Annotated in this window: 21 protein-coding genes; 17 read left to right on the top strand and 4 right to left on the bottom strand. The window is 37.0% G+C overall.

What is annotated here, in order from left to right:
• Window positions 1-4: 4 nt before the first annotated feature.
• Window positions 5-253, top strand: coding sequence for a hypothetical protein (locus LG276_RS17465; protein ID WP_224935771.1), 249 nt, complete (start codon window positions 5-7; stop codon window positions 251-253).
• Between the two features lie 76 nt (window positions 254-329).
• Window positions 330-1646, top strand: a complete 1317-nt coding sequence (locus LG276_RS17460) for a CBS domain-containing protein (protein ID WP_224935772.1) — start codon at window positions 330-332, stop codon at window positions 1644-1646.
• A 113-nt stretch (window positions 1647-1759) separates the two neighbouring features.
• Here LG276_RS17460 and LG276_RS17455 read toward each other — a convergent pair whose 3' ends face one another.
• The gene (locus tag LG276_RS17455; protein WP_251162578.1) at window positions 1760-2071 is read right to left on the bottom strand and encodes a YtpI family protein; all 312 of its coding nucleotides are present in this window, start codon (window positions 2069-2071) and stop codon (window positions 1760-1762) included.
• A 132-nt stretch (window positions 2072-2203) separates the two neighbouring features.
• Here LG276_RS17455 and LG276_RS17450 point away from each other — a divergent pair, with 132 nt between their 5' ends.
• On the top strand, window positions 2204-3148 hold the full coding sequence (locus LG276_RS17450; RefSeq protein ID WP_224935773.1) for a bifunctional oligoribonuclease/PAP phosphatase NrnA: 945 nt from the start codon (window positions 2204-2206) through the stop codon (window positions 3146-3148).
• Window positions 3149-3169: 21 nt separating this feature from the next.
• Here LG276_RS17450 and ytrI read toward each other — a convergent pair whose 3' ends face one another.
• Together ytrI and LG276_RS17440 are read right to left on the bottom strand one after the other, a co-directional pair.
• The gene (gene ytrI / locus LG276_RS17445) at window positions 3170-3676 is read right to left on the bottom strand and encodes a sporulation membrane protein YtrI (protein WP_095372297.1); all 507 of its coding nucleotides are present in this window, start codon (window positions 3674-3676) and stop codon (window positions 3170-3172) included.
• Window positions 3673-4011: a YtrH family sporulation protein gene (locus LG276_RS17440; RefSeq protein ID WP_095372298.1), complete on the bottom strand. Its 339-nt coding sequence runs from the start codon at window positions 4009-4011 to the stop codon at window positions 3673-3675. The genes ytrI and LG276_RS17440 overlap by 4 nt, the downstream gene beginning before the upstream one ends.
• A gap of 160 nt (window positions 4012-4171) precedes the next feature.
• On the opposite strand from LG276_RS17440, the gene dnaE reads away from it, so the two are divergent.
• From dnaE to LG276_RS17395, 9 genes are all read left to right on the top strand, one after another.
• Window positions 4172-7543 carry a DNA polymerase III subunit alpha gene (gene dnaE, locus LG276_RS17435; protein ID WP_308937075.1) on the top strand — a complete coding sequence of 1124 codons (3372 nt, stop codon included), beginning with the start codon at window positions 4172-4174 and terminating at the stop codon, window positions 7541-7543.
• Between the two features lie 356 nt (window positions 7544-7899).
• Window positions 7900-9138, top strand: coding sequence for an NADP-dependent malic enzyme (locus LG276_RS17430; protein WP_224935775.1), 1239 nt, complete (start codon window positions 7900-7902; stop codon window positions 9136-9138).
• A gap of 9 nt (window positions 9139-9147) precedes the next feature.
• Window positions 9148-9771, top strand: coding sequence for a FadR/GntR family transcriptional regulator (locus LG276_RS17425; protein WP_251162580.1), 624 nt, complete (start codon window positions 9148-9150; stop codon window positions 9769-9771).
• A 194-nt stretch (window positions 9772-9965) separates the two neighbouring features.
• The gene (gene accD, locus LG276_RS17420; RefSeq protein WP_095372302.1) at window positions 9966-10835 is read left to right on the top strand and encodes an acetyl-CoA carboxylase, carboxyltransferase subunit beta; all 870 of its coding nucleotides are present in this window, start codon (window positions 9966-9968) and stop codon (window positions 10833-10835) included.
• The gene (gene accA, locus LG276_RS17415; protein WP_251162581.1) at window positions 10829-11806 is read left to right on the top strand and encodes an acetyl-CoA carboxylase carboxyl transferase subunit alpha; all 978 of its coding nucleotides are present in this window, start codon (window positions 10829-10831) and stop codon (window positions 11804-11806) included. The genes accD and accA overlap by 7 nt, the downstream gene beginning before the upstream one ends.
• A gap of 334 nt (window positions 11807-12140) precedes the next feature.
• Window positions 12141-13100 carry a 6-phosphofructokinase gene (gene pfkA / locus LG276_RS17410; protein WP_251162582.1) on the top strand — a complete coding sequence of 320 codons (960 nt, stop codon included), beginning with the start codon at window positions 12141-12143 and terminating at the stop codon, window positions 13098-13100.
• A gap of 29 nt (window positions 13101-13129) precedes the next feature.
• On the top strand, window positions 13130-14890 hold the full coding sequence (pyk, locus tag LG276_RS17405; RefSeq protein WP_224935778.1) for a pyruvate kinase: 1761 nt from the start codon (window positions 13130-13132) through the stop codon (window positions 14888-14890).
• Window positions 14891-15156: 266 nt separating this feature from the next.
• Complete coding sequence (locus LG276_RS17400; RefSeq protein WP_251162583.1) at window positions 15157-16788, top strand: DASS family sodium-coupled anion symporter; 1632 nt, start codon at window positions 15157-15159, stop codon at window positions 16786-16788.
• 115 nt (window positions 16789-16903) lie between these two features.
• Window positions 16904-17293: an FxsA family protein gene (locus LG276_RS17395; RefSeq protein ID WP_224935780.1), complete on the top strand. Its 390-nt coding sequence runs from the start codon at window positions 16904-16906 to the stop codon at window positions 17291-17293.
• A 169-nt stretch (window positions 17294-17462) separates the two neighbouring features.
• Here LG276_RS17395 and ytvI read toward each other — a convergent pair whose 3' ends face one another.
• Complete coding sequence (ytvI, locus tag LG276_RS17390; protein WP_224935781.1) at window positions 17463-18584, bottom strand: sporulation integral membrane protein YtvI; 1122 nt, start codon at window positions 18582-18584, stop codon at window positions 17463-17465.
• 209 nt (window positions 18585-18793) lie between these two features.
• On the opposite strand from ytvI, the gene LG276_RS17385 reads away from it, so the two are divergent.
• The 5 genes from LG276_RS17385 to LG276_RS17365 all read left to right on the top strand — a co-directional run bounded on the left by LG276_RS17385 (window position 18794) and on the right by LG276_RS17365 (window position 24019).
• Window positions 18794-19249, top strand: coding sequence for a DUF441 domain-containing protein (locus tag LG276_RS17385; protein WP_095372309.1), 456 nt, complete (start codon window positions 18794-18796; stop codon window positions 19247-19249).
• 392 nt (window positions 19250-19641) lie between these two features.
• Window positions 19642-20760, top strand: a complete 1119-nt coding sequence (gene citZ / locus LG276_RS17380; protein WP_224935782.1) for a citrate synthase — start codon at window positions 19642-19644, stop codon at window positions 20758-20760.
• Between the two features lie 153 nt (window positions 20761-20913).
• Entirely contained in the window at window positions 20914-22185 is a 1272-nt protein-coding gene (gene icd, locus LG276_RS17375; protein WP_180317068.1) for an NADP-dependent isocitrate dehydrogenase, read from the top strand.
• Window positions 22186-22391: 206 nt separating this feature from the next.
• Entirely contained in the window at window positions 22392-23333 is a 942-nt protein-coding gene (gene mdh / locus LG276_RS17370) for a malate dehydrogenase (RefSeq protein WP_404292449.1), read from the top strand.
• A gap of 212 nt (window positions 23334-23545) precedes the next feature.
• Window positions 23546-24019: a MaoC/PaaZ C-terminal domain-containing protein gene (locus LG276_RS17365; protein WP_251162584.1), complete on the top strand. Its 474-nt coding sequence runs from the start codon at window positions 23546-23548 to the stop codon at window positions 24017-24019.
• Window positions 24020-24045: the final 26 nt, after the last annotated feature.

Here is a 24045-nt window from a genome sequence, read left to right as displayed (position 1 = left end):
TGAGATGAGGAGATATCGTTATATTATTTGTTTATTGCTTGCAGGTGCTATGCTCTTTTACGCAGTCCCTCGATTAGATGTTTATAGCAGTGGTCTTGAGGGTGTTTTTACCATTACTTGGTTAGCATTTGCATTGATAGTTATTGCCGGAAATTTGACAGCCTTATTATATGAGCCGAAATCAAAGGTAAATGTAAGGACAAGGCGAAAAGTGGTTACATCTAACCGCAAACGAATGAGGTCTTATGAATAATATTGCTCGTTCGTTGAACATCACAACTTTTCATTCTATAATAAGGCTATGAAGGATGAAAATAGAGGGTGATGTCTTGGCTACAAAGCATGAACAGATTTTACATTATATTGATGAGTTACCAGTCGGAGAAAAAATTTCCGTTAGACAAATTGCAAAGGCACTATCGGTGAGTGAAGGGACAGCTTACCGTGCCATTAAAGATGCTGAAAATAAAGGGTATGTGAGTACGATTGAAAGAGTCGGTACAATTAGAATAGAAAGAAAGAAGAAAGAAAACTTTGAAAAGCTTACTTACGCAGAAGTTGTCAATATCGTTGATGGACAAGTGCTAGGAGGACGAGCAGGACTCCATAAAACATTGAATAAGTTTGTGATCGGTGCGATGAAGTTAGAAGCAATGATGAGATATACTGGTGCCGGAAACTTATTAATCGTTGGAAACCGTACGAATGCCCATGAACTAGCGTTAAAAGCTGGAGCAGCCGTTCTTATTACGGGTGGTTTTGATACGGAAGAAGACGTGAAGCGGATTGCTGACGAATTAGAGTTACCTGTGATTTCAACAAGCTACGATACTTTTACAGTAGCAACGATGATTAACCGAGCAATATATGATCAGTTAATTAAGAAAGAAATTGTTTTAGTAGAAGACGTACTTACACCTGTTACTCAAACGATTAGCTTGCAAACAACAGATACGATTGAGGAATATTTAAAGCATAATCGAGAGACGAGTCATAGTCGCTTCCCGGTTGTTGATCAACATATGAAGGTTCAAGGAATGGTGACTTCCAAAGATATTATGGGCCATAATACAGATACACCTATTGAAAAGGTCATGACGAAAAACCCGATGACAGTTGGTGGTAAAACAAGTGTGGCTTCTTCTTCACATATGATGGTTTGGGAAGGAATTGAACTCCTCCCAGTTGTTGATCAATCGCATAAGTTAGAGGGAATCATTAGTCGGCAGGATGTGTTAAAAGCGCTTCAAGTCATTCAACGGCAACCACAAGTTGGTGAAACAATTGATGATACGGTGACAAACCAGTTGGTATTAGCGAATGGAAAAACGAAGAATGAAGCGATGTATCGCTGTGAAGTTACACCGCAAATGACGAACCATATTGGTTCCATCTCATACGGTGTTTTCACTACGATAGTGACAGAAGCTGCTAATCGCGTTTTAAGAATGTACAAAAAAGGTGACCTTGTAGTTGAAAATATGACCATATACTTTTTAAAACCAGTTCAAATTGAGAGTATGCTTGATATTTTTCCAAGAGTGCTTGATGTTGGGAGAAAGTTTGGGAAAGTAGATGTAGAAGTCTTCAATGGCGGGGTATTGGTTGGAAAAGCGATGATGATGTGTCAATTAACAGAAAGATAAGCACAAATCGGCTAGTTGATGGATACATCTTCTAATAGATAGTAAAACATCAACTAGACCGAATTTACTTACTACCTTACAATTGAAGCCACCACAGGTGAAATTGTAAGGTTTTAGTTTTGGTGCGATTTAATCCATTCTGATTCTTCAATCGCACGAGGAAGAAAATATTTATAGGCTTTCATACCAGCCCAAATACTGATTCCGCCAATAATGATAAAAAGAGCAGAGATGACATACGTGATCGTACCGCTATAAAGAAATAGTTGGTTGACACCGAAAAAGAATATAAAGGCACCTAGCGCCATACGTGATTTAGCTGAAATCCATTCTTTTTCTGCAGGACGTCTAGAACGTACGTATTTCACTTTATAGAATACGTACAAAGCAAAAGATAGTGCAATAAAAACTGCAAGTACAAGCATGTACAAACCTCCATAAATGAACATATGTCTTTATTTTAACTTCTATAAGAGGAAATTGCTAGAAGAGAGAGAATAATTATTATAATTGCAAGATGCTTTTCTTTCTTGTGTGTTATTTGAGAGGAGTATACAATGAAGAATAAAATTCTGTCCGCGATCAAAAAGTATGACAAAATCATTATCCATCGTCATATTCGCCCAGATCCAGATGCCTACGGGTCGCAAGGAGGGTTGGCAGAAATAATAAAAGCTTCTTTTCCGCAGAAACAAGTATATACAGTGGGGCAAGAGGACGAAACCCTGCTTTATTTGCGTAAAATGGACAAGATAAGTAATGACGTCTACGAAGGAGCTTTAGTGATTGTTTGTGATACTGCCAATACGGAGCGCATTAGTGATCAACGTTATACAAAGGGTGATCTATTAATAAAGATTGACCACCATCCTAATATGGATCCGTATGGAGATTTGCTTTGGGTAGATACTGAGGCGAGCTCTGTAAGTGAAATGATTTATGAGTTTTTTCTAAATGGTCAAAAGGATGGTTTAATAATGACAGATGAGGCAGCAAGGCTGATTTTCGCTGGCATTGTCGGGGATACAGGACGGTTTATCTATCCAAGTACTACGAATAAAACCTTTGCTTATGCAGGAGAACTAATTAAATATCAGTTCTCAAGGACAGAGCTTTTCGATAGAATGTATGAATTAGCACCCAATCTAATTAAGCTCCAAGGATATATTTTACAACATTTTCATATGCTTGATAGCGGAGCGGCGGTGGTGAAAATGGACAGTAGTTTATTGCAAAAATACGATGCTACACCTGCTGAGGCGTCGGTTCTAGTCGGTGAGCTCGGCCATGTTAAAGAATTGAAGGCATGGGTGTTTTTTATAGAAGAAGAAGATCAAATAAGAGTGCGCTTTAGGTCGAAAGGTCCGATCATTAATCAACTAGCTCGATGCTATAAAGGTGGGGGACATCCATTTGCAGCAGGTGCATCTATATATAGCTGGGATGAAGCTGAAAGAGTGATTTCCGACTTAAATGATTTATGTGAATCATGGACCATTTAATCATTAAAAGAGGTTGGGCAATTAATTTAATAACAGCTCAACCTCCAATACGAGTGTTGTATCTATAATAATGGATTGAATATCAGCTCGGTAGCGCTTCCCATTAATGGGGTGGGTTTTATTCACAATAATGCGTTTTACGAGTTCGATACTTTGTCCGACGCTTTTTATATCTCGCGCCATTAAAATACTGATATCTTCTTTGATCGCATCCTCCGTTTGATAGAGACTGTATTCGTCTAAATTATATTTCTTGAGTGCAGATTGGTCGATTTTAACAACGATCTCTTGGACAGTTAATAATTCTTCGTTTTCTTTATTTAATTTTTTAAATTCCTTCTGCCATATCTCCTTTTCATTTTCTAGTTCCTTAATTTCAGCTTCCTGTGTGTGGATTTCTAAACTATAACGCTCTTGCCATTCACCAAAAATGTAAACGAAAACACACCAACTTAATACGCCTCCGATAGCCATTCCAGCAAAAAAACGTTGCCAAGAAGGTCTGCGATAATAAGGGGGAATTCTCATTTAGGTAAATGCTCCTGAGTTAGCCATATGATGATTTGAGCGCCTGTTTGAGCCCCACCAAAAGCTGAGAGAATTAAGAGACATTGTTTGATAATATCTTTCGTTTGCCCATCAAGGACTCCACGCTCAAAACTATAAACCGTATCAAAAGTACCTCCAATAGCAGCGATAATTGCCCAAATTCTAATAGAATTAGATAAATTGAAAATTTCTGTTAAGGGAGGTTTTCCTGTGAAAAACGCGGCAATGCCACCGATGATTGAACCGCCAATCAAAACACCAAGAGCAATAAAGTAACTTTCTAAAAGAGAAGAAAAGAAGGGTTGCTCATTCATTTACATAACCGCCTTTTAGTGATGAATTCTCTCTATTCCATCATATGGACGAACATCAGAAATTATGTTTATTCTTAAATGAATTCATATGCGATTGTACAATGAGAGTTTTCATTAAGAAACAAACGTTCTATAATAAAAGAAGAAGAAAAATGAGGGTGTGAGAAAGTTGTCTTTTATTCACTTGCAAGTATATAGTGCCTATAGTTTACTAATGAGCACAGCTAGTGTTGAACAACTCGTAGCAGATGCCAAAGTAAAAGGGTATCCAGCAATTGCCCTTACAGATAGAAATGTAATGTACGGGACAGCACAGTTTTATAATGAATGTAAAAAGAATAATATTAAACCTATTATTGGGTTGACTGTCGATATTGAAAAGGAACAAGAAGAAGGGACGAACCCAATAGTATTACTAGCGAAAAATAACCAAGGTTATCAAAACTTACTCAAAATAACGAGTAGCCTGCAAACGGCAGCAGAAGGCGGGCTCCCGCTCAAGTGGTTGAGGGCTTACTCAAATGGATTAATTGCTTTAACACCTGGTTTAGAAGGCGTAATTGAGAATTACTTGTTAGAAGACCGGTTTATGGATGCTGAAAAATATGCTCGTATGTATAAAGAGATTTTTTCTGGTGACTTTTATCTTTCTATGCAAAGACATGGGCTAACAGAGGAAGAGAAATTATTGCCGATGCTGAAGGGTTTATCAGAGCAAAGTGATATATCTCTAGTTGTGACAAATGCAGTTCATTATTTAAATAAAGAAGATGCCTTTGCTCAACAATGTGCACTTGCTATACGCAATGGAGAAAAATTAGAAGACGAGAGTTGGGAAAGATTACAATCTGATCAATATTCTTTAAAACGTGTGAAAGAAATGGTTGACCTTTTTGTAGAAGAGGAAGAGGCCATTGTAAAGACGAATATGATTGCCAGTGAATGTGATGTGGAGATGGACCTTGGAATAAAAAGCTTGCCGAAATTCCCCACTGATGGCCATATGACAGCCGATCAACAATTAGAGCAGCTCTGTATGGAAGGGTGGGGTGAGAGATATCCTGATGGAAATGAGAAAGCCAGGAATCGCCTTTTATATGAGCTTTCTATTTTGAAGAAAATGAATTTTAGTGATTATTTTTTAATTGTTGCTGATTTTATGCAGTTTTGCAGAAGGGAAAAAATATTCACTGGACCTGGACGTGGGTCAGCAGCCGGCTCAATTGTAGCTTATGTGCTTTATATAACAGATGTTGATCCGATTCGTTACAATTTGCTTTTTGAACGGTTTTTGAACCCTGAGCGGATTTCTATGCCTGATATTGATATTGATTTTCCTGACCATCGCAGAGATGAGGTAATCCAGTATGTGGCCAGCAAGTATGGTCAGCAACATGTTGCGCAAATCATTACGTTTGGAACATTAGCAGCTAAGGCGGCACTTAGAGATGTGGGTAGGGCATTTGGCTTAAACTCAAAGGAACTAGATCAGCTATCTCGTGCGGTACCTAGTCGACTAGGTATTACCTTAAAATCAGCTTGGCAAGAGTCACATTCCTTGCAAACATTGATTAACCAATCATCGTTATATAAAAGATTATTTAATACAGCACTAAAGCTAGAAGGATTGCCTAGACATACTTCTACACATGCTGCTGGCGTTATCATAAGTGAGCGCCCACTTGTTCAAGTGGTACCAATTACCGGGGGACATGGAGATGTTTTTCTAACACAATTTTCAATGGAGCACTTGGAAAATCGTGGCCTATTAAAAATGGATTTTCTTGGTTTGCGTAATTTGTCACTTATTGAAAATATTTTACAGTCTATCAAAAAGAAAACAGGGAAACTTATTCCCATAAAAGAAGTGCCACTTCAGGACCAAAAAGCTTATCAATTACTATCTAGGGGAGAAACAACAGGAATTTTTCAGTTAGAATCAAGTGGGATGAGAAATGTATTAAAAAAACTGCAGCCGACTACATTTGAGGATATTGTTGCAGTCAATGCATTATATCGCCCAGGCCCGATGGAAAATATTCCGTTATTTATAGCGAGAAAGCATGGTGAGGAGGAAATCACCTATCCTCATCAAGATTTAGAAGATATATTGAAGCCGACTTATGGTGTCATTGTTTACCAAGAGCAAATTATGCAGATTGCAGCAAAGATGGCAGGATTTTCACTAGGGGAAGCGGACTTATTAAGAAGGGCCGTAAGTAAAAAGCAAGAAGAAGTTCTGAATAAAGAAAGAGCACATTTTGTGCAGGGTGCGATTATCCAAGGATACACAGAAGAAACTGCCAATCAAATATATAATTACATCGTCAAGTTTGCTAATTACGGATTTAATAGAAGTCATGCAGTAGCCTATAGTATGATTTCTTATCAACTTGCCTATTTAAAAGCTCATTATCCGCTACATTTCATGGCGGCATTGTTAACTTCAGCTATTGGTAATGATGCGAAAGTAGCCCAATATGTAAATGAGGCGAAGCAATTGGGGATTGCGATCTTACCTCCTTCCATTAATAAAAGTATCTTTTCTTTTCAGGTGGAAAATCAAGGAATTCGCTATAGTTTAGCGGCAGTGAAGACGATCGGGGTAAATGCTTGGAAGGAAATTGTTCGAGTGAGAGCAGGTAGATCATTCCAAGATTTATTTGATTTTTGTATCCGTATGTCAGGGAAAGTATTCAATAGGCGAATGCTTGAAATGCTAGTTCATTCCGGGAGTTTTGATGAGTTTGGTGAGGACCGAGCGACACTACTTGCTAGCTTAGATATTGCCTTAGAGCATGCCGATTTAGTTCAGCCAGATGATGATCAATTTGATATGTTTAGTGAAGAGGAATTTTTCCCTAAACCAAAATACGCAACTGTTGAAGAGATCCCCTTATTAGATAAACTTGCTAACGAAAAGGCGGCTTTAGGGTTATATCTTTCTGCACATCCGGTAACAACCTATGAATCATTTTTTTCACTGTTAAAATCTCAAACGCTACAATACATTGAGAGTCAAGAGAGAAAAGTAATTGTTCAATCAGTCGTGTATATCTCAGAAATGAAGAAGATTAGGACCAAAAAAGGAGAAGCGATGGCATTTTTACTTCTTAGTGATCAAACTGGAGATATGGAAGCAGTCGCTTTTCCGAAAATCTATAATAAGTATTCTTCTATCATGCAAGCTGGCGATATTGTCTTTATGAAAGGTGAAATAGAGGTAAGGAATGGAAAGAAACAATGGATTATTAGAAGTGTTGAAAATGTAGAAGAAGTGATTGAAAAGGAAGAATCTAAGCCACCTACCCTTTACATTAAGATTACGAAAGAGAATGAATCAGATGAGAAATTAACATTGTTAAAAGAAATTTTACAATATGAAGTAGGGAAATCACCTGTCGTTTTATTCTATGAAAATGATCGTAGATCCATCAAACTTAGTCAAGATGAATATGTATCATACAGCGAAAAATTGACTGAACGCTTAAAAGAATTATTCGGAGGAGAGAATATTGTTTTTAAGCGTTAGCCTTTACAAGTTTTTCAGATATGTTATATTGTTATCATAAACTGGTCAGACCACCATGAAGTTGATTTTTAAAGAATTTGTTTTAAGTGCTGCTTTCATTTCCTTATTTATAGGGAAATTGTTCTCTAGTACGGAAGCAATTCTTATTAATGAATACTGAATCATTTTTCTAGTATATGTTTATTGTGAGGTCGACTGCTATTTTGTAACGTCCTAGGTATTTAGTTGTTTTTGCCACATTCTTGATATATGTAATGAAGAATAAGAGAGACAAATTTTACATATTAAGAAAAGAAGAGACAGCTAGTATGTTGGGTTTGTGAAGAATTATAAGAAAGCACTAAGGGGTGTAGGTCATGTCATTAAGAGATGAAGCATTAAATATGCATAAGGTTCATAAAGGTAAATTAGAATCTAAATCAAAAGTAGCTGTTACAAATGCGAAAGAGTTAAGCTTAGCTTATTCTCCCGGCGTTGCAGAGCCATGTAAAGAAATTTATGATAAACCAGAAACAGTTTATGATTATACAATGAAAGGCAATATGGTAGCTGTGGTTTCTGATGGAACAGCCGTTCTTGGACTTGGCAATATTGGACCAGAAGCAGCATTACCAGTAATGGAAGGGAAAGCTGTGTTATTTAAAAGTTTTGCAGGTGTTGATGCTTTTCCTATTTGCTTGAATACCAATGATATTGATAAAATCGTTGATACGGTGAAGTTAATGGAGCCGACTTTTGGCGGTGTGAACTTAGAGGATATTGCAGCACCGAATTGCTTCTATATTGAAGAACGTTTGAAAAAAGAGACAAATATACCAGTGTTCCATGATGATCAACACGGCACGGCCATTGTAACTGTTGCTGGACTCGTCAATGCCCTTAAACTTGCTGGTAAAAAGATGAGCGAGATAAAAGTGGTTGCAAACGGTGCTGGTGCAGCAGGTATTGCTATTATTAAATTACTATACCGTTATGGTGTAAGAGATATTATTATGTGTGATACAAAGGGTGCTATCTATGAAGGGCGTCCAAACGGGATGAATGATATTAAGAGTGAAGTTGCCCGGTTCACAAATCGTAACCAAGTTAAAGGCAGTTTAACAGATGCAATTAAAGATGCAGATGTATTTATTGGTGTATCAGTGGCGGGTGCTCTGACAGCTGATATGGTACAATCAATGAACGACAAGGCAATCATTTTTGCTATGGCTAATCCAACACCAGAAATCATGCCAGAAGAAGCAAAAGCTGCTGGAGCGCTTGTTGTTGGTACAGGTCGTTCAGATTTCCCTAACCAAGTAAATAATGTTCTTGCCTTCCCAGGAATCTTTAGGGGTGCTTTAGATGTTCGTGCAACTCATATTAATGAGCATATGAAAATTGCTGCGGTTGAAGCAATTGCTGAATTGATTGCTGAAGAAGACTTACATTCTGATTATGTCATTCCAGCTCCATTTGACCCACGAGTGGCACCAGCAGTAGCATCTGCAGTAGCTAAATCAGCTATGGAAACTGGCGTAGCTAGAATTAAAGTTGACCCAGAAGAAGTGAAGCAAAGAACAGCACAGCTTGCAGCTATCGGAAAAGATAAATAACGATAGGCGGTGAGTTCGCTGGACAATTCAACGAAATTATATATAGAAATCGTGAAACAGCTGCGAAATATTATTCAAGAAGAAGGTTATCAAACAGGTGATAAACTACCTTCAGAACGTGAAATGTCAGAACGCCTAAATGTTGGGCGTTCTTCCGTTCGTGAAGCTTTTCGTGCGTTAGAGCTACTAGGTTTAATAGAGACGAGAAGAGGCGAAGGAACCTTTATTAAAGATTTTCGCGGTCATAATCTGGTACAATTACTGAGTACATTTATTCTGCAAGACAAACAAGCAAAAACTGATATTAAAGAAACGAAATATTTGGTAGAATGGGATTGTATATGGTTAGCGATGAGAAAAGCAACGCCAAAAGAACTTGAAGCTTTTAGAAATTGGGTCACTTCTGAGGTGTTTCAAGAGAATGAATTTTTTTATCGCATCGTTCTCATAGCAGATAACCATTTATTTAAGCGTCTATGGACGATTTTAACCGATTATTATAATTCGTTAGACTTTGGTTCAGCGATTGTTGATCAAAAAACCTATCTGACATTAATAGATGCGATGATAGAGAAAGATGAACAAACAGCAAAAATTCAATATTGTTTAATAAGAAATTTGTCGAGCATTTAACGACAATGTTTTCCATCTTTTTTAAGCCTATTATTGTATAGTGATGAGACAAGCTATATTCTCGCACTTACGTCGATAGGCAATTGTTTTTTTCTAAGTGGTCTGGCCACCTAGGGAATTGGTAATGATTACTAAAGTAGGAAAGGTAAATTTCACTTTTGTTATTTACTTTGTAATTACAAGGAGGTTTCACCTTGCTAAAAGACATCTTTACAAAATCAAAGAAGAAAAAATATGCAACTATTCCTTCTGAGGCAGCGAAGCAAGATGTCCCAGAAGGAATCATGACTAAATGCCCTGAATGTAAGAAGATAATGTATACGAAAGAACTAATGAAAAACATGAAGGTATGTATTAATTGTGGTCATCATCACCCAATGAACGCAGCAGAACGTTTTGAGAGCTTTCTAGATAAGGGGACATTTCAAGAGCTAGATCGTGAAATGATATCAGAAAACCCGCTTGCTTTTCCAGATTACCTTGAAAAAGTTGAAAAAGACCGTAAGAAAACAGGCATGAATGAAGCGGTAATGACAGGGATTGGAGAATTGGATGGTTTTCAAATTGTTCTGGCCGTAATGGATTCGACTTTTAGAATGGGAAGCATGGGCTCTGTGGTCGGAGAGAAAATCACAAGGGCAATCGAAAAGGCGGATGAATTGAAAGTGCCATTCATTATCTTTACTGCTTCTGGTGGTGCAAGAATGCAAGAAGGTGTATTGAGTTTGATGCAGATGGCGAAGACGAGTGTGGCGCTTAAGCGATTCAGTGATAATGGTGGCTTAATTATCTCGATAATGACACACCCGACTACTGGTGGTGTTTCTGCTAGTTTCGCTTCATTAGGAGATTTTAATTTTGCTGAGCCAAAAGCGTTAATTGGTTTTGCCGGGCGTCGTATTATTGAACAGACAATTCGTGAAGAGTTGCCAGAGGACTTCCAAACAGCAGAATTCTTATTGAAGCATGGGCAGCTTGATGCCGTTATTCATCGTTCTAAGCTGCGAGAGGAGATTGCTAACATTCTTTCCATTCATCAGCCAGGAGGTGAGCTTAAATGGTAACTGAATTAACGTTTGAAAAACCGATTATTGAACTAAGAAAAAGAATAGCTGAATTAAAAGAATTTACGAAGACAGCAGATGTTGATTTAGGAGCTGAAATTAATAAGCTCGAGACAAGATTAGCCAAGTTAGAAAAAGATATATATGAAAATCTAGGACCATGGGATCGCGTGCAAATTGCTCGTCATCCTAATCGTCCTACTACATTAGATTATATAGAGTATTTGTTTGATGACTTTTTTGAATGTCATGGCGATCGTGTATTCGGAGATGATGAAGCGATTGTTAGTGGGATTGCTAAGTTTAGAGGACATCCTGTTACAGTGATCGGCCATCAACGTGGAAAAGATACAAAAGAAAATATCCGTAGAAACTTCGGTATGCCGCATCCTGAAGGTTATCGAAAAGCGTTGCGTTTAATGAAGCAAGCGGAAAAGTTTCGCCGACCAATTGTTTGTTTTATAGATACGAAAGGTGCTTACCCAGGCAAGGCAGCTGAAGAAAGAGGGCAAAGTGAAGCGATAGCTAAAAACCTTTTTGAAATGGCTAGTTTGAAAGTACCGGTTGTGTGTATAGTAATTGGAGAAGGGGGAAGTGGCGGCGCTTTGGCGTTGGGCATTGGTAACTATATTCATATGCTAGAAAATGCTACTTACTCTGTTATTTCACCAGAGGGAGCTGCTTCTATTCTTTGGAAAGATGCGGCGAAAGCGCAAACAGCAGCTGAGTCGATGCGCATTACTGCTCCAGATTTAAAGGAGCTTGGAGTTATCGATGAAATCATACCTGAAGTAAAAGGTGGAGCTCATAAGGATGTTGAGCAGCAAGCACTAGCAATTGAAGATATTCTTTATCAGTCATTAAAAGATTTATCTCAACTAGATGAAAAGCAATTAGTAGATCATCGTTATGAGAAATATAAATCAATTGGGAAATATTCGTTTTTAAGAGATTATATTGGGGTAAAATAAAAACGTGCGAACTGCACGTTTTTCCTATTATTCACGTTATTTAAAAAAGAATTTAATAATTTGTACCAAACGAGAGCAACTATAAAGTAATTTATACTCTGATATGCTTCATAATAGAATGTATACCTTTGTTCATATTTGGCTTGAATATGCTTTTAGTAACAATTCTTTAACGAAACTTAATAAATTATAATTGTGATGTTTATTTTTTCGTGCTATTTTAACAGTAGAAGAAGCTTATTAACCTTTTGTAGGTCCTCTTTTCCCTTTCCCCTAGGTTCGTTCATATTAATAGAATACAAATTGTTTTCCCATAATAGAGGTGATAGAGAAGATGAAAAGAATTGGTGTATTAACGAGTGGAGGAGATTCACCTGGAATGAATGCGGCCGTTCGTGCAGTTGTTAGAAAAGCCATTCATGATGGGATCGAGGTATATGGTATTTATGGCGGTTATACTGGTCTAATTCATGGTAATATAGAAAAGCTAGAATTAGGATCTGTTGGTGATATTATTCATCGTGGCGGTACGATTCTTTATTCTGCAAGATGTGAAGAGTTTAAAACAGAAGAAGGAAGACAAAAGGGAATAGAGAACTTAAAGGCACATCAAATAGAAGGTCTAGTTGTGATTGGCGGAGACGGATCTTATCGAGGAGCGCTTGCCCTCACTGAAGCAGGTTTTCCATGTGTAGGTGTACCAGGAACGATTGATAATGATATTGCAGGTACACAATATACTATTGGATTTGATACAGCATTAAATACAGTCATTGATGCCATAGATAAAATCAGGGATACAGCGAGCTCACACGAAAGAACCTTTATTATAGAAGTAATGGGTAGAGATGCAGGAGATATTGCCTTATGGGCAGGCTTAGCTGGTGGAGCAGAAACCATTCTTATTCCTGAAGTAAATTACGATATAGATGAAATTGCAACAAAACTCAAAAGTGGACTTGATAGAGGAAAAAGGCATAGTATTATCATTGTGGCTGAAGGTGTTTGTAGTGGTATAGAATTCGCAAAACAAGTTGAGAGCGCAACCTCACTTGAAACGAGGGTGTCTGTTCTTGGTCATATCCAACGAGGCGGATCTCCAACGGCATTTGATCGTGTTTTAGCTAGTCGTTTAGGTGCTCATGCAGTGGAATTACTTGCCAAAGAAAAAGGTGGACAAGCAGTTGGTTTGAATAATAACCAAGTCGTAGCAAATAGCTTGCGTGATGTCTTAAGTCAACATAATAGGTTAGATTTAGAACTATACGAGTTATCAAGAGAGCTTTCAATTTAAGTGTACATAATTAGGAGGTATATATTAATATGCGTAAAACGAAAATTGTTTGTACAATTGGACCAGCTAGTGAAAGTATTGAAAAAATTATTGAATTAATAAATGCTGGCATGAATGTAGCAAGATTAAATTTTTCACACGGGAATTTTGCAGAACATGGTGAGCGAATTGCTAATATCCGCGAAGCATCCAAGCAAACTGGAAAGACAGTTGCAATTTTATTAGATACAAAAGGTCCGGAAATACGTACAAATGATATGAAAGACGGTGCGATTGAATTAGAAGCGGGTAACAATATCATTGTGAGTATGAATGAAGTGGAAGGGACAACAGACAAATTCTCTGTTACATATAGTGGCCTCATTGATGATGTTCACATTGGCTCTAGTATTCTTTTAGATGATGGGTTGATTGCTTTGGAAGTCGATGCTATCAATAAAGAGAAAGAAGAAATTCATGCGAAAATCTTAAATAGCGGTACGTTAAAGAATAAAAAAGGTGTGAATGTACCAGGTGTTTCAGTTAACCTCCCTGGCATCACAGAAAAGGATGCCAAGGATATTCTTTTTGGAATTGAGCAAGAAGTTGACTTTATTGCCGCTTCCTTTGTGAGACGACCATCAGACGTTTTAGAAATTCGTCAATTACTAGAAGAAAATAATGCAGAATATATTCATATTATCCCCAAAATCGAAAACCAAGAAGGCGTAGATAATATTGAAGGTATTCTAGAAGTGTCAGATGGTTTAATGGTAGCGCGTGGAGATTTAGGTGTTGAAATTCCAGCGGAGGAAGTACCGCTTGTACAAAAGCAATTAATTAAAAAATGCAACGAACTTGGAAAGCCGGTTATTACAGCAACACAAATGTTAGATTCCATGCAAAGAAACCCTCGCCCAACTCGTGCGGAAGCAAGTGATGTTGCTAATGCCATTTTTGATGGTACGGATGCAATCATGTTATCAGGTGAAACAGCAGCGGGTTCTTACCCTGTAGAAGCAGTTAAAACGATGCATAATATCGCTTCTCGTGCAGAAACAGCCTTAAATCATAGAGAGATTTTATCTCAAAGAAGTAAAAATAATAAACATAATGTGACCGATGCCATCGGCCAATCTGTTGCACATACAGCACTAAACTTAGGAGTCAGCGCCATTATCACACCTACAGAGAGTGGACATACAGCTAGAATGATTGCTAAATTCAGACCGGTGAATCCAATCGTAGCTGTCACTTCACATGAATACGTTTCTCGTCGCTTATCACTTGTATGGGGAGTATATTCGCAAGTTGGCCAAAAGGCTAAGACAACCGATGATATGCTAGATATAGCTGTAGAAGAAAGTCTACAAACAGGAATCGTTCATTCGGGGGATCTTGTTGTTATAACAGCTGGAGTTCCGGTTGGAGAAGCAGGAACAACAAACTTAATGAAAATTCATGTAGTTGGCGATATCATTGCAAAAGCTCAAGGAATTGGCAGAAAGTCAGCATTTGGTAAAGCAGTTATTGCCCGCAATGCGAAAGAAGCGATGGAAAAGGTTACAGAAGGCTCAATACTCGTAACAATTGGGTCTGATCGTGAAATGGTCCCAGCTATTGAAAAATGTAGTGCTTTAATTACTGAAGAAGGTGGTCTAACGAGCCATGGTGCTGTAATTGGTTTAAACCTTGGTATTCCGGTTATTGTCGGTTTAGATATGGCTACAAAATTAATTAAGGACGGTCAAGACATTACAGTAGACTCACAAAGAGGTGTCATTTATAACGGCCATGCGAGTGTCTTATAAACATAGAAGAACTGTCGGATACTATTAATCGGCAGTTCTTTTTTTTATATAAGATTGAAAAATAAGGTTGAAAAAGATATTTAGACAACCTAATTAAATTTTTAACTCAAAATAGAATATAATTGTTGCCAATATCGTTATATTAGTATAACATAATATTAAATATAATATATCACAATTATAATGATAACATATCTCTTAAATTATTTTGAATAGAAATATTGAAAAAAATAAATAAATACATAATTAAAGGGAGTGGTGAGGATATGCTGAATTATATGCAAGGATTTTGGATGGAAATGTGGAGGTTGCATGATCAAATAAAGGACTTATTACGGTTATTCTCAGTGAAGAACGAGTCTGATAAGAACCAATCAAATGAATTGAAGCAATCAGATGAAAATAATGGAGAGAATCCGAAACAGAGAAAAAGAACGAAAAAACAGAATATAGGTTTATTATTAGGGCCCATTCTTTTTGCTTTAACCCTCCTATTTGTTTCACCTGAAGGAATGTCAAGAGAAGCCCAAGCAGTGCTAGCAAGTACTCTTTGGGTTGCTGTCTGGTGGATTACTGAGGCCATACCAATACCAGTAACTTCACTATTGCCGATCATTCTCTTTCCCGTTACTGGTGCAGTGACTGAAGGAATTACGAGTTCATATGCGGATAATACAATATTCTTATTTTTAGGTGGCTTTATTATCGCCATTGCGATGGAAAAGTGGAATCTCCATTTAAGAATTGCACTTGGTATCATTACTGTGGTTGGTACTAGTACATCTAGGCTTGTTCTTGGGTTTATGGTGGCTACAGGTTTCCTTTCAATGTGGATATCGAATACTGCAACGGCCATGATGATGATGCCGATTGCCATTGCTGTTATTACACATGTAAACGATTCCATGAAGTCGGAAAGAGAATCTGCTAACCGGTTTGGTAAGTCACTAATGCTAGGGATTGCCTATGCAGCTTCAATAGGTGGTTTAGGTACTTTAATTGGGACACCTCCAAATATGATTTTTGCAGGTGTTGTAAAAGAAATTTATGGGATTGATATTTCTTTTGCTACATGGATGCTATTTGGGGTTCCTTTCGCAGCTATTTTATTACTTGTAGCCTGGTTTTACTTAATTAAAATGGCTTTCCCTATGAGAATCAAGGAGCTTCCAGGTGGAAAAGAAATCATTTCTTCTGAAAGAAAACGTTTAGGAAATATATCTTTTGAGGAAAAATTAGTATTAGTAGTGTTTCTTGCTACTGCGGTTGCGTGGATTACAAGATCGTTCATTCCTTTTGATTTTATGAGCCGAATCGACGACACGATTATAGCGATTGCTGCAGCGATTATTCTATTTCTTTTACCATCGAAAAGTAGTAAGGATTCTCAGCTCTTAAATTGGAAAGATGCATTGAATATTCCTTGGGGGATATTATTACTATTTGGTGGGGGATTAGCAATCGCCAAAGGCTTTAAGGATTCAGGCTTAGCCACATGGATTGGAGAGCAGTTAACTGTTTTAGAGGGTGTGCATCTTGTTATTGTCATTCTATGCGTAACAGCACTTGTGACATTCTTAACTGAGATTACATCAAATACGGCAACAGCTACAATGATGTTCCCTATTATGGCATCTTTAGCATTAGCGTTAGACCTTCATCCGTATGCGCTTATGGTAGCTGCTGCAATTGCTGCTTCATGTGCGTTTATGCTCCCTGTTGCCACACCGCCTAATGCTATTGTCTTTGGATCTGGCTATTTAAAAATAGGTGATATGGCTAAATCCGGATTTTGGTTAAGTATTTTTACAATTATCTTTGTTGGTGTAATGATTTATTTCTATATGCCAATTGCATGGGGTATCGATATAGGTACGTTCCCGAATTCGTTTAAGTAGCATTTTGTTCTTAAATTTATAAAGTGGGAATTTCCAATGATGGAAATGTGTTATGTTTCTCGGGAGCCCATAATTTTGATATCATTATATATATAAAATATAATGAGGTGGCTAAATGCGCTATATATTATTACCGCTAATTTTAATACCGGCGATTGAAATTGTTGTACTGCTTCTTGCCGGTAAGGCTTTAGGTGTGGCCGTGACATTTCTTCTAATTATATTGACTGGCGTTTTTGGCGTTTATATAGCAAAAAGGCAAGGGATGGAAGTAATGAAAAAGGTACAGATGGAAACGCGCCGAGGGGAAATGCCGGGTGATTCCATGCTAGATGGTCTTTGTATATTCATAGCAGGTGTTTTCCTTGTGTTACCAGGGTTTATTTCAGATTTCATAGGTGTTCTTTTATTAATTCCTTTTATAAGAAATAAATTAAAAATTATTTTGTATCACTTCCTTAGAAGACGTATTAATCATGGCAACATCAAAGTGATAAAATGGTGAGCATTTAGACAAAGGTGATCCCATATATTAAAAAAAGAATAGACAAAAAAAGATCCGAACATATCCAATTCATTTATGTTCGGATTTTTACATTGGCGAGAAGTTGGTTTATAGTCGAGGTTCAAAAAAGGAGTCCCTCAAATTTAGCATCTATTATAATGGCTGTCTTCTACTTCTCCTCTCTTCCATTTTTTATATAAAGCCAAATATCTGTGAATACTTTTGCTCTGTACAAAGTAGAAAGGATGACAAGAATAATTGGACCAATTATGAGTCCGAGGAATCCAAATAGTTTAAAGCCAATAAACAAAGCGATTAAAGTCGCCAATGGATCTAAACCAATATTGGAAGATAAAATCTTTGGTTCCATTACTTGTCTTTGGACAATAATAATAACGTACAGGATAGAGAGTCCAACTGCAATGGTCGTTTCACCAATAAAAAAGGAATAAATAATCCATGGAATAAAGATGATACCTGTTCCTAAATAAGGAAGAATATCAACCATACCGGCGATAATGGCGATTGTCATCGCATAATCTATGTTTAATATTAATAAGCCCAACAAGATGATAAGAGTAGTAATTGAAATTAAAGTTGCTTGTGCCTTTATAAAGCCAAAAAGGGCAGATTTCAGGTCAGTGAAGACGGTAATGCTACTGCGTCTTACATATTCAGGTGCCAGATTAAGAAAAAATAGTTTTATTTTTTCCCAGTCTTTACTAATGAAAAATGAAGCCAAAAGAGAAAAAATAATGACAGTTGCTGCATTAGGTATCCATGAGAATAATGCAGGAAGCTTTTCGAAAAAAGATTGCAGAAAAAGTCCTAATGATTGTCCAATATTCTTACCTATTTCTTCTATATTGGCCATAACGCTTGCTTGTTGTTCTGTTCCTAGATGGTTAAATAAACTGGTTAGTTTATTTAACACAGGCATAAATTGATTGGCGATCCAGTGTTCTATATGTGTAATAAACACTTGTACATGTGCTGGCACAACTTTTGATAGGTGAGCTGCCCCAGAGACCAATTCAGTGATCAAAATAACTGCGCCGCCCAGAATAACACCTATTAGTAATGTTAAAGAAATGAAAACAGAAAAAGATCGTGGTATTTTACATGTATATTGAAAAAAATTGACCGTCCTATTAATGATGTATGCGATACCCAACCCTATTAGAAAAGGATAAGCAATGGATGACAAGTAAAAACTAGCAGATAATAAAGTAAAGATGATGATTAAGACAAAAAAGAATCTCATGATTTGGTAATGTAGGGCACTTGTCATTGTTCGGCGCTCCTCCTTAATGGATTTTAAGTGAAAAAGGTTGAATAATCTGACATTGTTTTCTAGACGCTAATTTTAATCTTTTAACCTAAAATATGCTCTTTTGTCCTTATTATCTTTAGTGGCGTAATGAGCGAAATAGAAATTAATTTTATCTTTTTTCGAAATTATGTTAAAATAACATCATTAGCAGGAAGGTGAGATAGAATATGGAGTCATTCCTGTTTTTACTACTGCTTTTAGCTATCAGTATTGTGGCTAAAAATCAATCTCTTATATTTGCGATTGCTGTCCTCCTATTGTTAAAATTAGTCGGAACAGAGTTAAAAGTGTTTTCATTTATCCAAAGTAAGGGTATTAATTGGGGTGTAACGATTATTACGATTGCTGTTTTAGCCCCTATTGCAAGTGGAGCAATCGGGTTCAAAGATCTAGCAGATGCGTTTAAATCACCTTATGCTTGGGTTGCTTGTATATCAGGCATTATCGTTGCATTATTAGCAAAGGGTGGGCTTACCCTCCTATCAGAAGATCCACATATTACGACTGCTCTTGTTCTAGGAACAATTCTAGCTATTACACTATTTAAAGGAGTAGCAGTCGGTCCGCTAATTGGAGCGGGTATCGCCTATTTATTCATGAAGATATTTGAGTATATTCAATAATTGGTAGAAAGCTATCAATCACTTGTATTTTTATGAATTTTTCGTTTCACAAAAGTCAGATAATTGTTTATAATATACATGTACAAATAGGTTTGATAGTTGAGTCTATGAAAATAGTAGATACTTTATACCAAAAAGAAAATGTAAGCATTTTCTTTCATTATTGTTTGTACATGTTTGTACTGAGCATACGTTCAGAGATTGTTCTGTCAGATGGAAATCTGACTAAGAATGTCATTTAGTCTGTCTCCCAGCTTAATACATATTGGCTGGATTAAATCGGCTACAATAGCCAATAGAGCTATCAGGTTTATCTGATAACAACTTAATGAATAAGTTTCATGCAGACAGAGGGTTTGGGGAAAATATTTCAAAGAAGGAGATGGTTTGTTATGACAGCGACACGCGGTCTGGAGGGTGTAGTAGCTACTACATCTGCTATCAGTTCAATCATTGATGATACTTTAACATATGTAGGCTATAACATTGATGATTTGGCAGAGAATGCTAGTTTTGAGGAAGTCATCTATTTATTATGGCATGGTAAATTACCTACACAATCACAACTAGATGAATTAAAAGCACAATTGGCAGAAAATATGAATTTGCCACAAGAGGTACTTGCTCATTTTAAGACTTATCCAATTGATCAAGTTCATCCAATGGCAGCTCTTCGCGCCGCTGTATCACTTCTTGGTCTTTATGATGAAGAAGCTGATGTAATGGAAGAGGATGCGAACTATAGAAAAGCCATCCGTTTACAAGCAAAAATGCCAGCTATTGTTGCTGCATTTGCGCGTGTGAGAAAAGGCTTAGAGCCAATTGCTCCTAAAAAGGAATTAAGTTTTGCTGCTAACTTCTTGTTTATGTTAAATGGGGAAGAACCAGAAGATGTAGCAGTTGAAGCAATGAATAAAGCACTTGTTCTACATGCTGATCATGAATTAAATGCTTCTACTTTTACAGCTCGCGTTTGTGTTGCGACATTATCTGATATGTACTCAGGTATTACAGCAGCTATTGGTGCATTAAAAGGACCTCTACACGGTGGTGCTAACGAAGCTGTAATGAAAATGCTTAAAGAAATCGGGACATTAGATAATGTTGAACCTGCTATTCGTGAAAAATTAACAAATAAAGATAAAATAATGGGCTTCGGTCATCGTGTATATAGAAAAGGCGACCCAAGAGCGAAACATTTAAGAGAAATGTCTAAGAGATTAACAGAATTGACAGGCGAACCACATTGGTATGAAATGTCTACGAAAATTGAAGGAATTGTGACTGGAGAGAAAGACCTTCCTCCTAATGTTGATTTTTATTCGGCATCTGTATACCACAGCTTAGGAATCGATCACGATCTCTTTACACCAATCTTTGCAGTTAGCCGTGTATCTGGTTGGTTAGCTCATATTTTAGAACAATACTCTAATAATCGTTTAATCCGTCCTCGTGCTGATTATACAGGTCCAGGAATGCAAGCTTACGTTCCTGTTGAACAAAGAGGGTAAACTTTTTTATTGAGTTTTTTCAATACAGATGATAATAATAAATAAAGATAAACAAGCTACCAGTAAAAGGTTAGAGGGTTTGCCTTCTAGCCTTTGATTCTGATAAGTTTGTGATGTGTTACTTTTAACACAAGGAAATTGGAGGGAGAAATTATTATGGCAGCAGAAAAAATTACAGTAAATAATGGTGTTTTAAATGTACCAAACGAACCAATCGTTCCTTTTATCGAAGGTGACGGGACTGGGCCGGATATTTGGGCATCTGCTTCTCGTGTATTAGATGCAGCGGTTGAAAAAGCATATAAAGGTGAGCGTAAAATTGCTTGGAAAGAAGTTTTAGCTGGTGAAAAAGCATTTAACCAAACAGGCGAATGGTTACCAAAAGAAACTTTAGATGTAATTAATGAATACTTAATCGCCATTAAAGGACCACTTACAACACCAATTGGTGGAGGAATTCGTTCTTTAAATGTTGCATTGCGTCAAGAGTTAGATCTTTTCGTATGCTTGCGTCCAGTACGCTGGTTTGAAGGTGTTCCTTCACCAGTTAAGCGTCCACAAGATACTGACATGGTCATTTTCCGTGAAAATACTGAAGATATCTATGCAGGTATTGAATATGCTAAAGGTACAGATGAAGTAAACAAATTAATCTCTTTCTTAAAAGATGAAATGGGTGTCAATAAAATTCGTTTCCCAGAAACATCTGGAATCGGTATTAAACCTGTTTCTCAAGAGGGAACAACTCGTCTAGTTCGCTCTGCAATTGACTATGCAATCAACGAAGGTCGTAAATCAGTAACACTTGTACACAAAGGTAATATCATGAAATTTACTGAAGGTGCATTTAAAAACTGGGGTTACGAACTAGCTGAAAAAGAATACGGCGATAAAGTATTCACATGGGCTGAATATGACCGCATTAAAGATGAAAGTGGCGTAGATGCAGCAAACAAAGCACAAGCTGATGCTGAAGCTGCTGGTAAAATCATCGTTAAAGATGCAATTGCTGATATCTTCTTACAACAAATCTTAACTCGTCCAGCGGAATTTGATGTAGTAGCAACAATGAACCTTAACGGTGACTACATTTCTGATGCGTTAGCAGCACAAGTTGGTGGAATCGGTATTGCTCCAGGAGCAAATATCAACTACGAAACTGGACATGCGATTTTCGAAGCTACACACGGAACAGCTCCTAAATATGCAGGGTTAGACAAAGTAAACCCTTCATCTGTTATTCTTTCAGGTGTGCTTTTACTTAAACATTTAGGCTGGAATGAAGCGGCTGATTTAATTGAAAAATCTATGGAAAAATCTATTGCTTCTAAAGTTGTAACTTATGACTTTGCTCGTCTAATGGACGGAGCTACTGAAGTGAAATGTTCTGAATTCGGTGATGTCCTAATTAAAAACATGGACTAATTAACTTGATCTAGCAGGTTCAATTTAAAAATTGAGCCTGCTTTTCTTTTTATTCAAAAACCTCATCCTTATTGATTGCGATGCAAAATTCAGTAGAAGATAATTTCCATCATATCTGAAATTAAGTTGTTTCCTCATGTTTTAATCTCATAAGAAGCGGTTATAAATTGAATAGTTGTAAATGTATATATAAGGAGATGTTGCAAGTGTCTACACTCAAGCGTAAGAAAGTTTCTGTTATCGGAGCCGGTTTTACTGGAGCGACGACTGCATTTTTATTGGCACAAAAGGAATTAGCAGATGTTGTATTAGTTGATATTCCCCAAATGGAAAATCCGACAAAGGGAAAAGCTTTAGACATGTTAGAAGCAAGTCCAGTTCAAGGATTTGATGCAAATATCTTAGGTACAGCAAACTATGAAGATACGAAAGATTCAGATATTGTAGTGGTTACTGCTGGAATTGCACGAAAGCCAGGAATGAGCCGAGAAGATTTAGTTCAAACAAATGAAACGATTATGAAGAATGTAGCGAAGGAAATTGCACAGTATTCTCCCGATTCACTTATTATTGTGTTATCAAATCCAGTGGATGCGATGACTTATACAATATTTAAAGAAACAGGCTTTCCTAAAAACCGAGTTATTGGCCAGTCGGGCGTGCTCGATAGTGCCAGGTTCCGTACGTTTGTGGCTCAAGAGTTACAGATCTCTATAAAAGATATAACAGGATTTGTGCTCGGAGGTCATGGAGATGATATGGTTCCACTTGTTAGGTATTCATATGCAGGCGGTGTCCCTTTAGAAAAATTAATCTCCAAAGATCGTTTAGAACAAATTGTCGATCGAACGCGAAAGGGTGGGGGAGAAATCGTAAGTTTATTAGGGAATGGTAGTGCCTACTATGCACCTGCAGCAGCCTTAGTAGAAATGGCAGAGGCTATGATTAAGGACCAAAAAAGAATACTTCCTGCAATCGCTTATTTAGAAGGAGAGTTTGGTTATCAGGGCATTTATTTAGGTGTGCCAACAATCCTTGGTGCAAATGGGATTGAAAAAGTCATCGAATTAGATTTAACAAAAGAAGAAAAGGATGCACTAGATCAGTCAGCTGAGTCGGTGCGTCAGGTGATATCGATATTGTCGTAAACCTAATATATAAAGAAAGTACTTGTTGGCGAAGTTCAGTCTTTTACCTGAGCTTCGCTTATTTTTTGTTAACTTTATAATAGAAAGAAAATTATTATTACTATTTTTCTTTTACTTATTAAAATAAAATGTTAATATAATTATAAATAAACAGAAAAATTAGTTTATATTTTCATCTTTTGCAAGCGGTTACAAAAATCGGAGGTGCATCCATGTTAGGGAAAAAGAGAAAAATAGGTAGAAGACTTGAGGAAATTTCGGTTGGAGAGAAGCTGACCTTTACGGAAAAAATAGAAGATAGGGATTTATTATTATATCTAGGGTTAACAGATGATGCCAATCCCATATACTTACAGCATGACTATGCTTCGCAAACACCTTATAAAAAACCAATTGTACCCAATATTATGCTGAATGGTATGGTCTCATCTAGTGTTTCAAAATATCTCCCTGGACCGGGTAGCCACATACTTAAGCAAGAGTTAGAATATGTTAAACCTGTTTATCACTATTCTACAATTGAATTCTTGATGGAAGTAATTCATGTAGATGAAGAGAAGCATAGTATTGAAATGAAGGTACAAGCAACGAATGAAGAAAATGAAACGGTTTTATATGGCCAAATGAAAGTATGTCCACCCTATCCACTTGAGAGTCTCAACAGTAAAGTGCTAGAAAACTTCTAATCATGAATGGTAAGGCATAGATAACC

The organism is Cytobacillus kochii (assembly GCF_044790165.1).
Taxonomy (GTDB): Bacteria; Bacillota; Bacilli; order Bacillales; family Cytobacillaceae; genus Cytobacillus; species Cytobacillus kochii.
The sequence above is the reverse complement of the archived record's forward strand: the minus strand, read 5'-3'. Positions and strand labels throughout refer to the sequence as shown.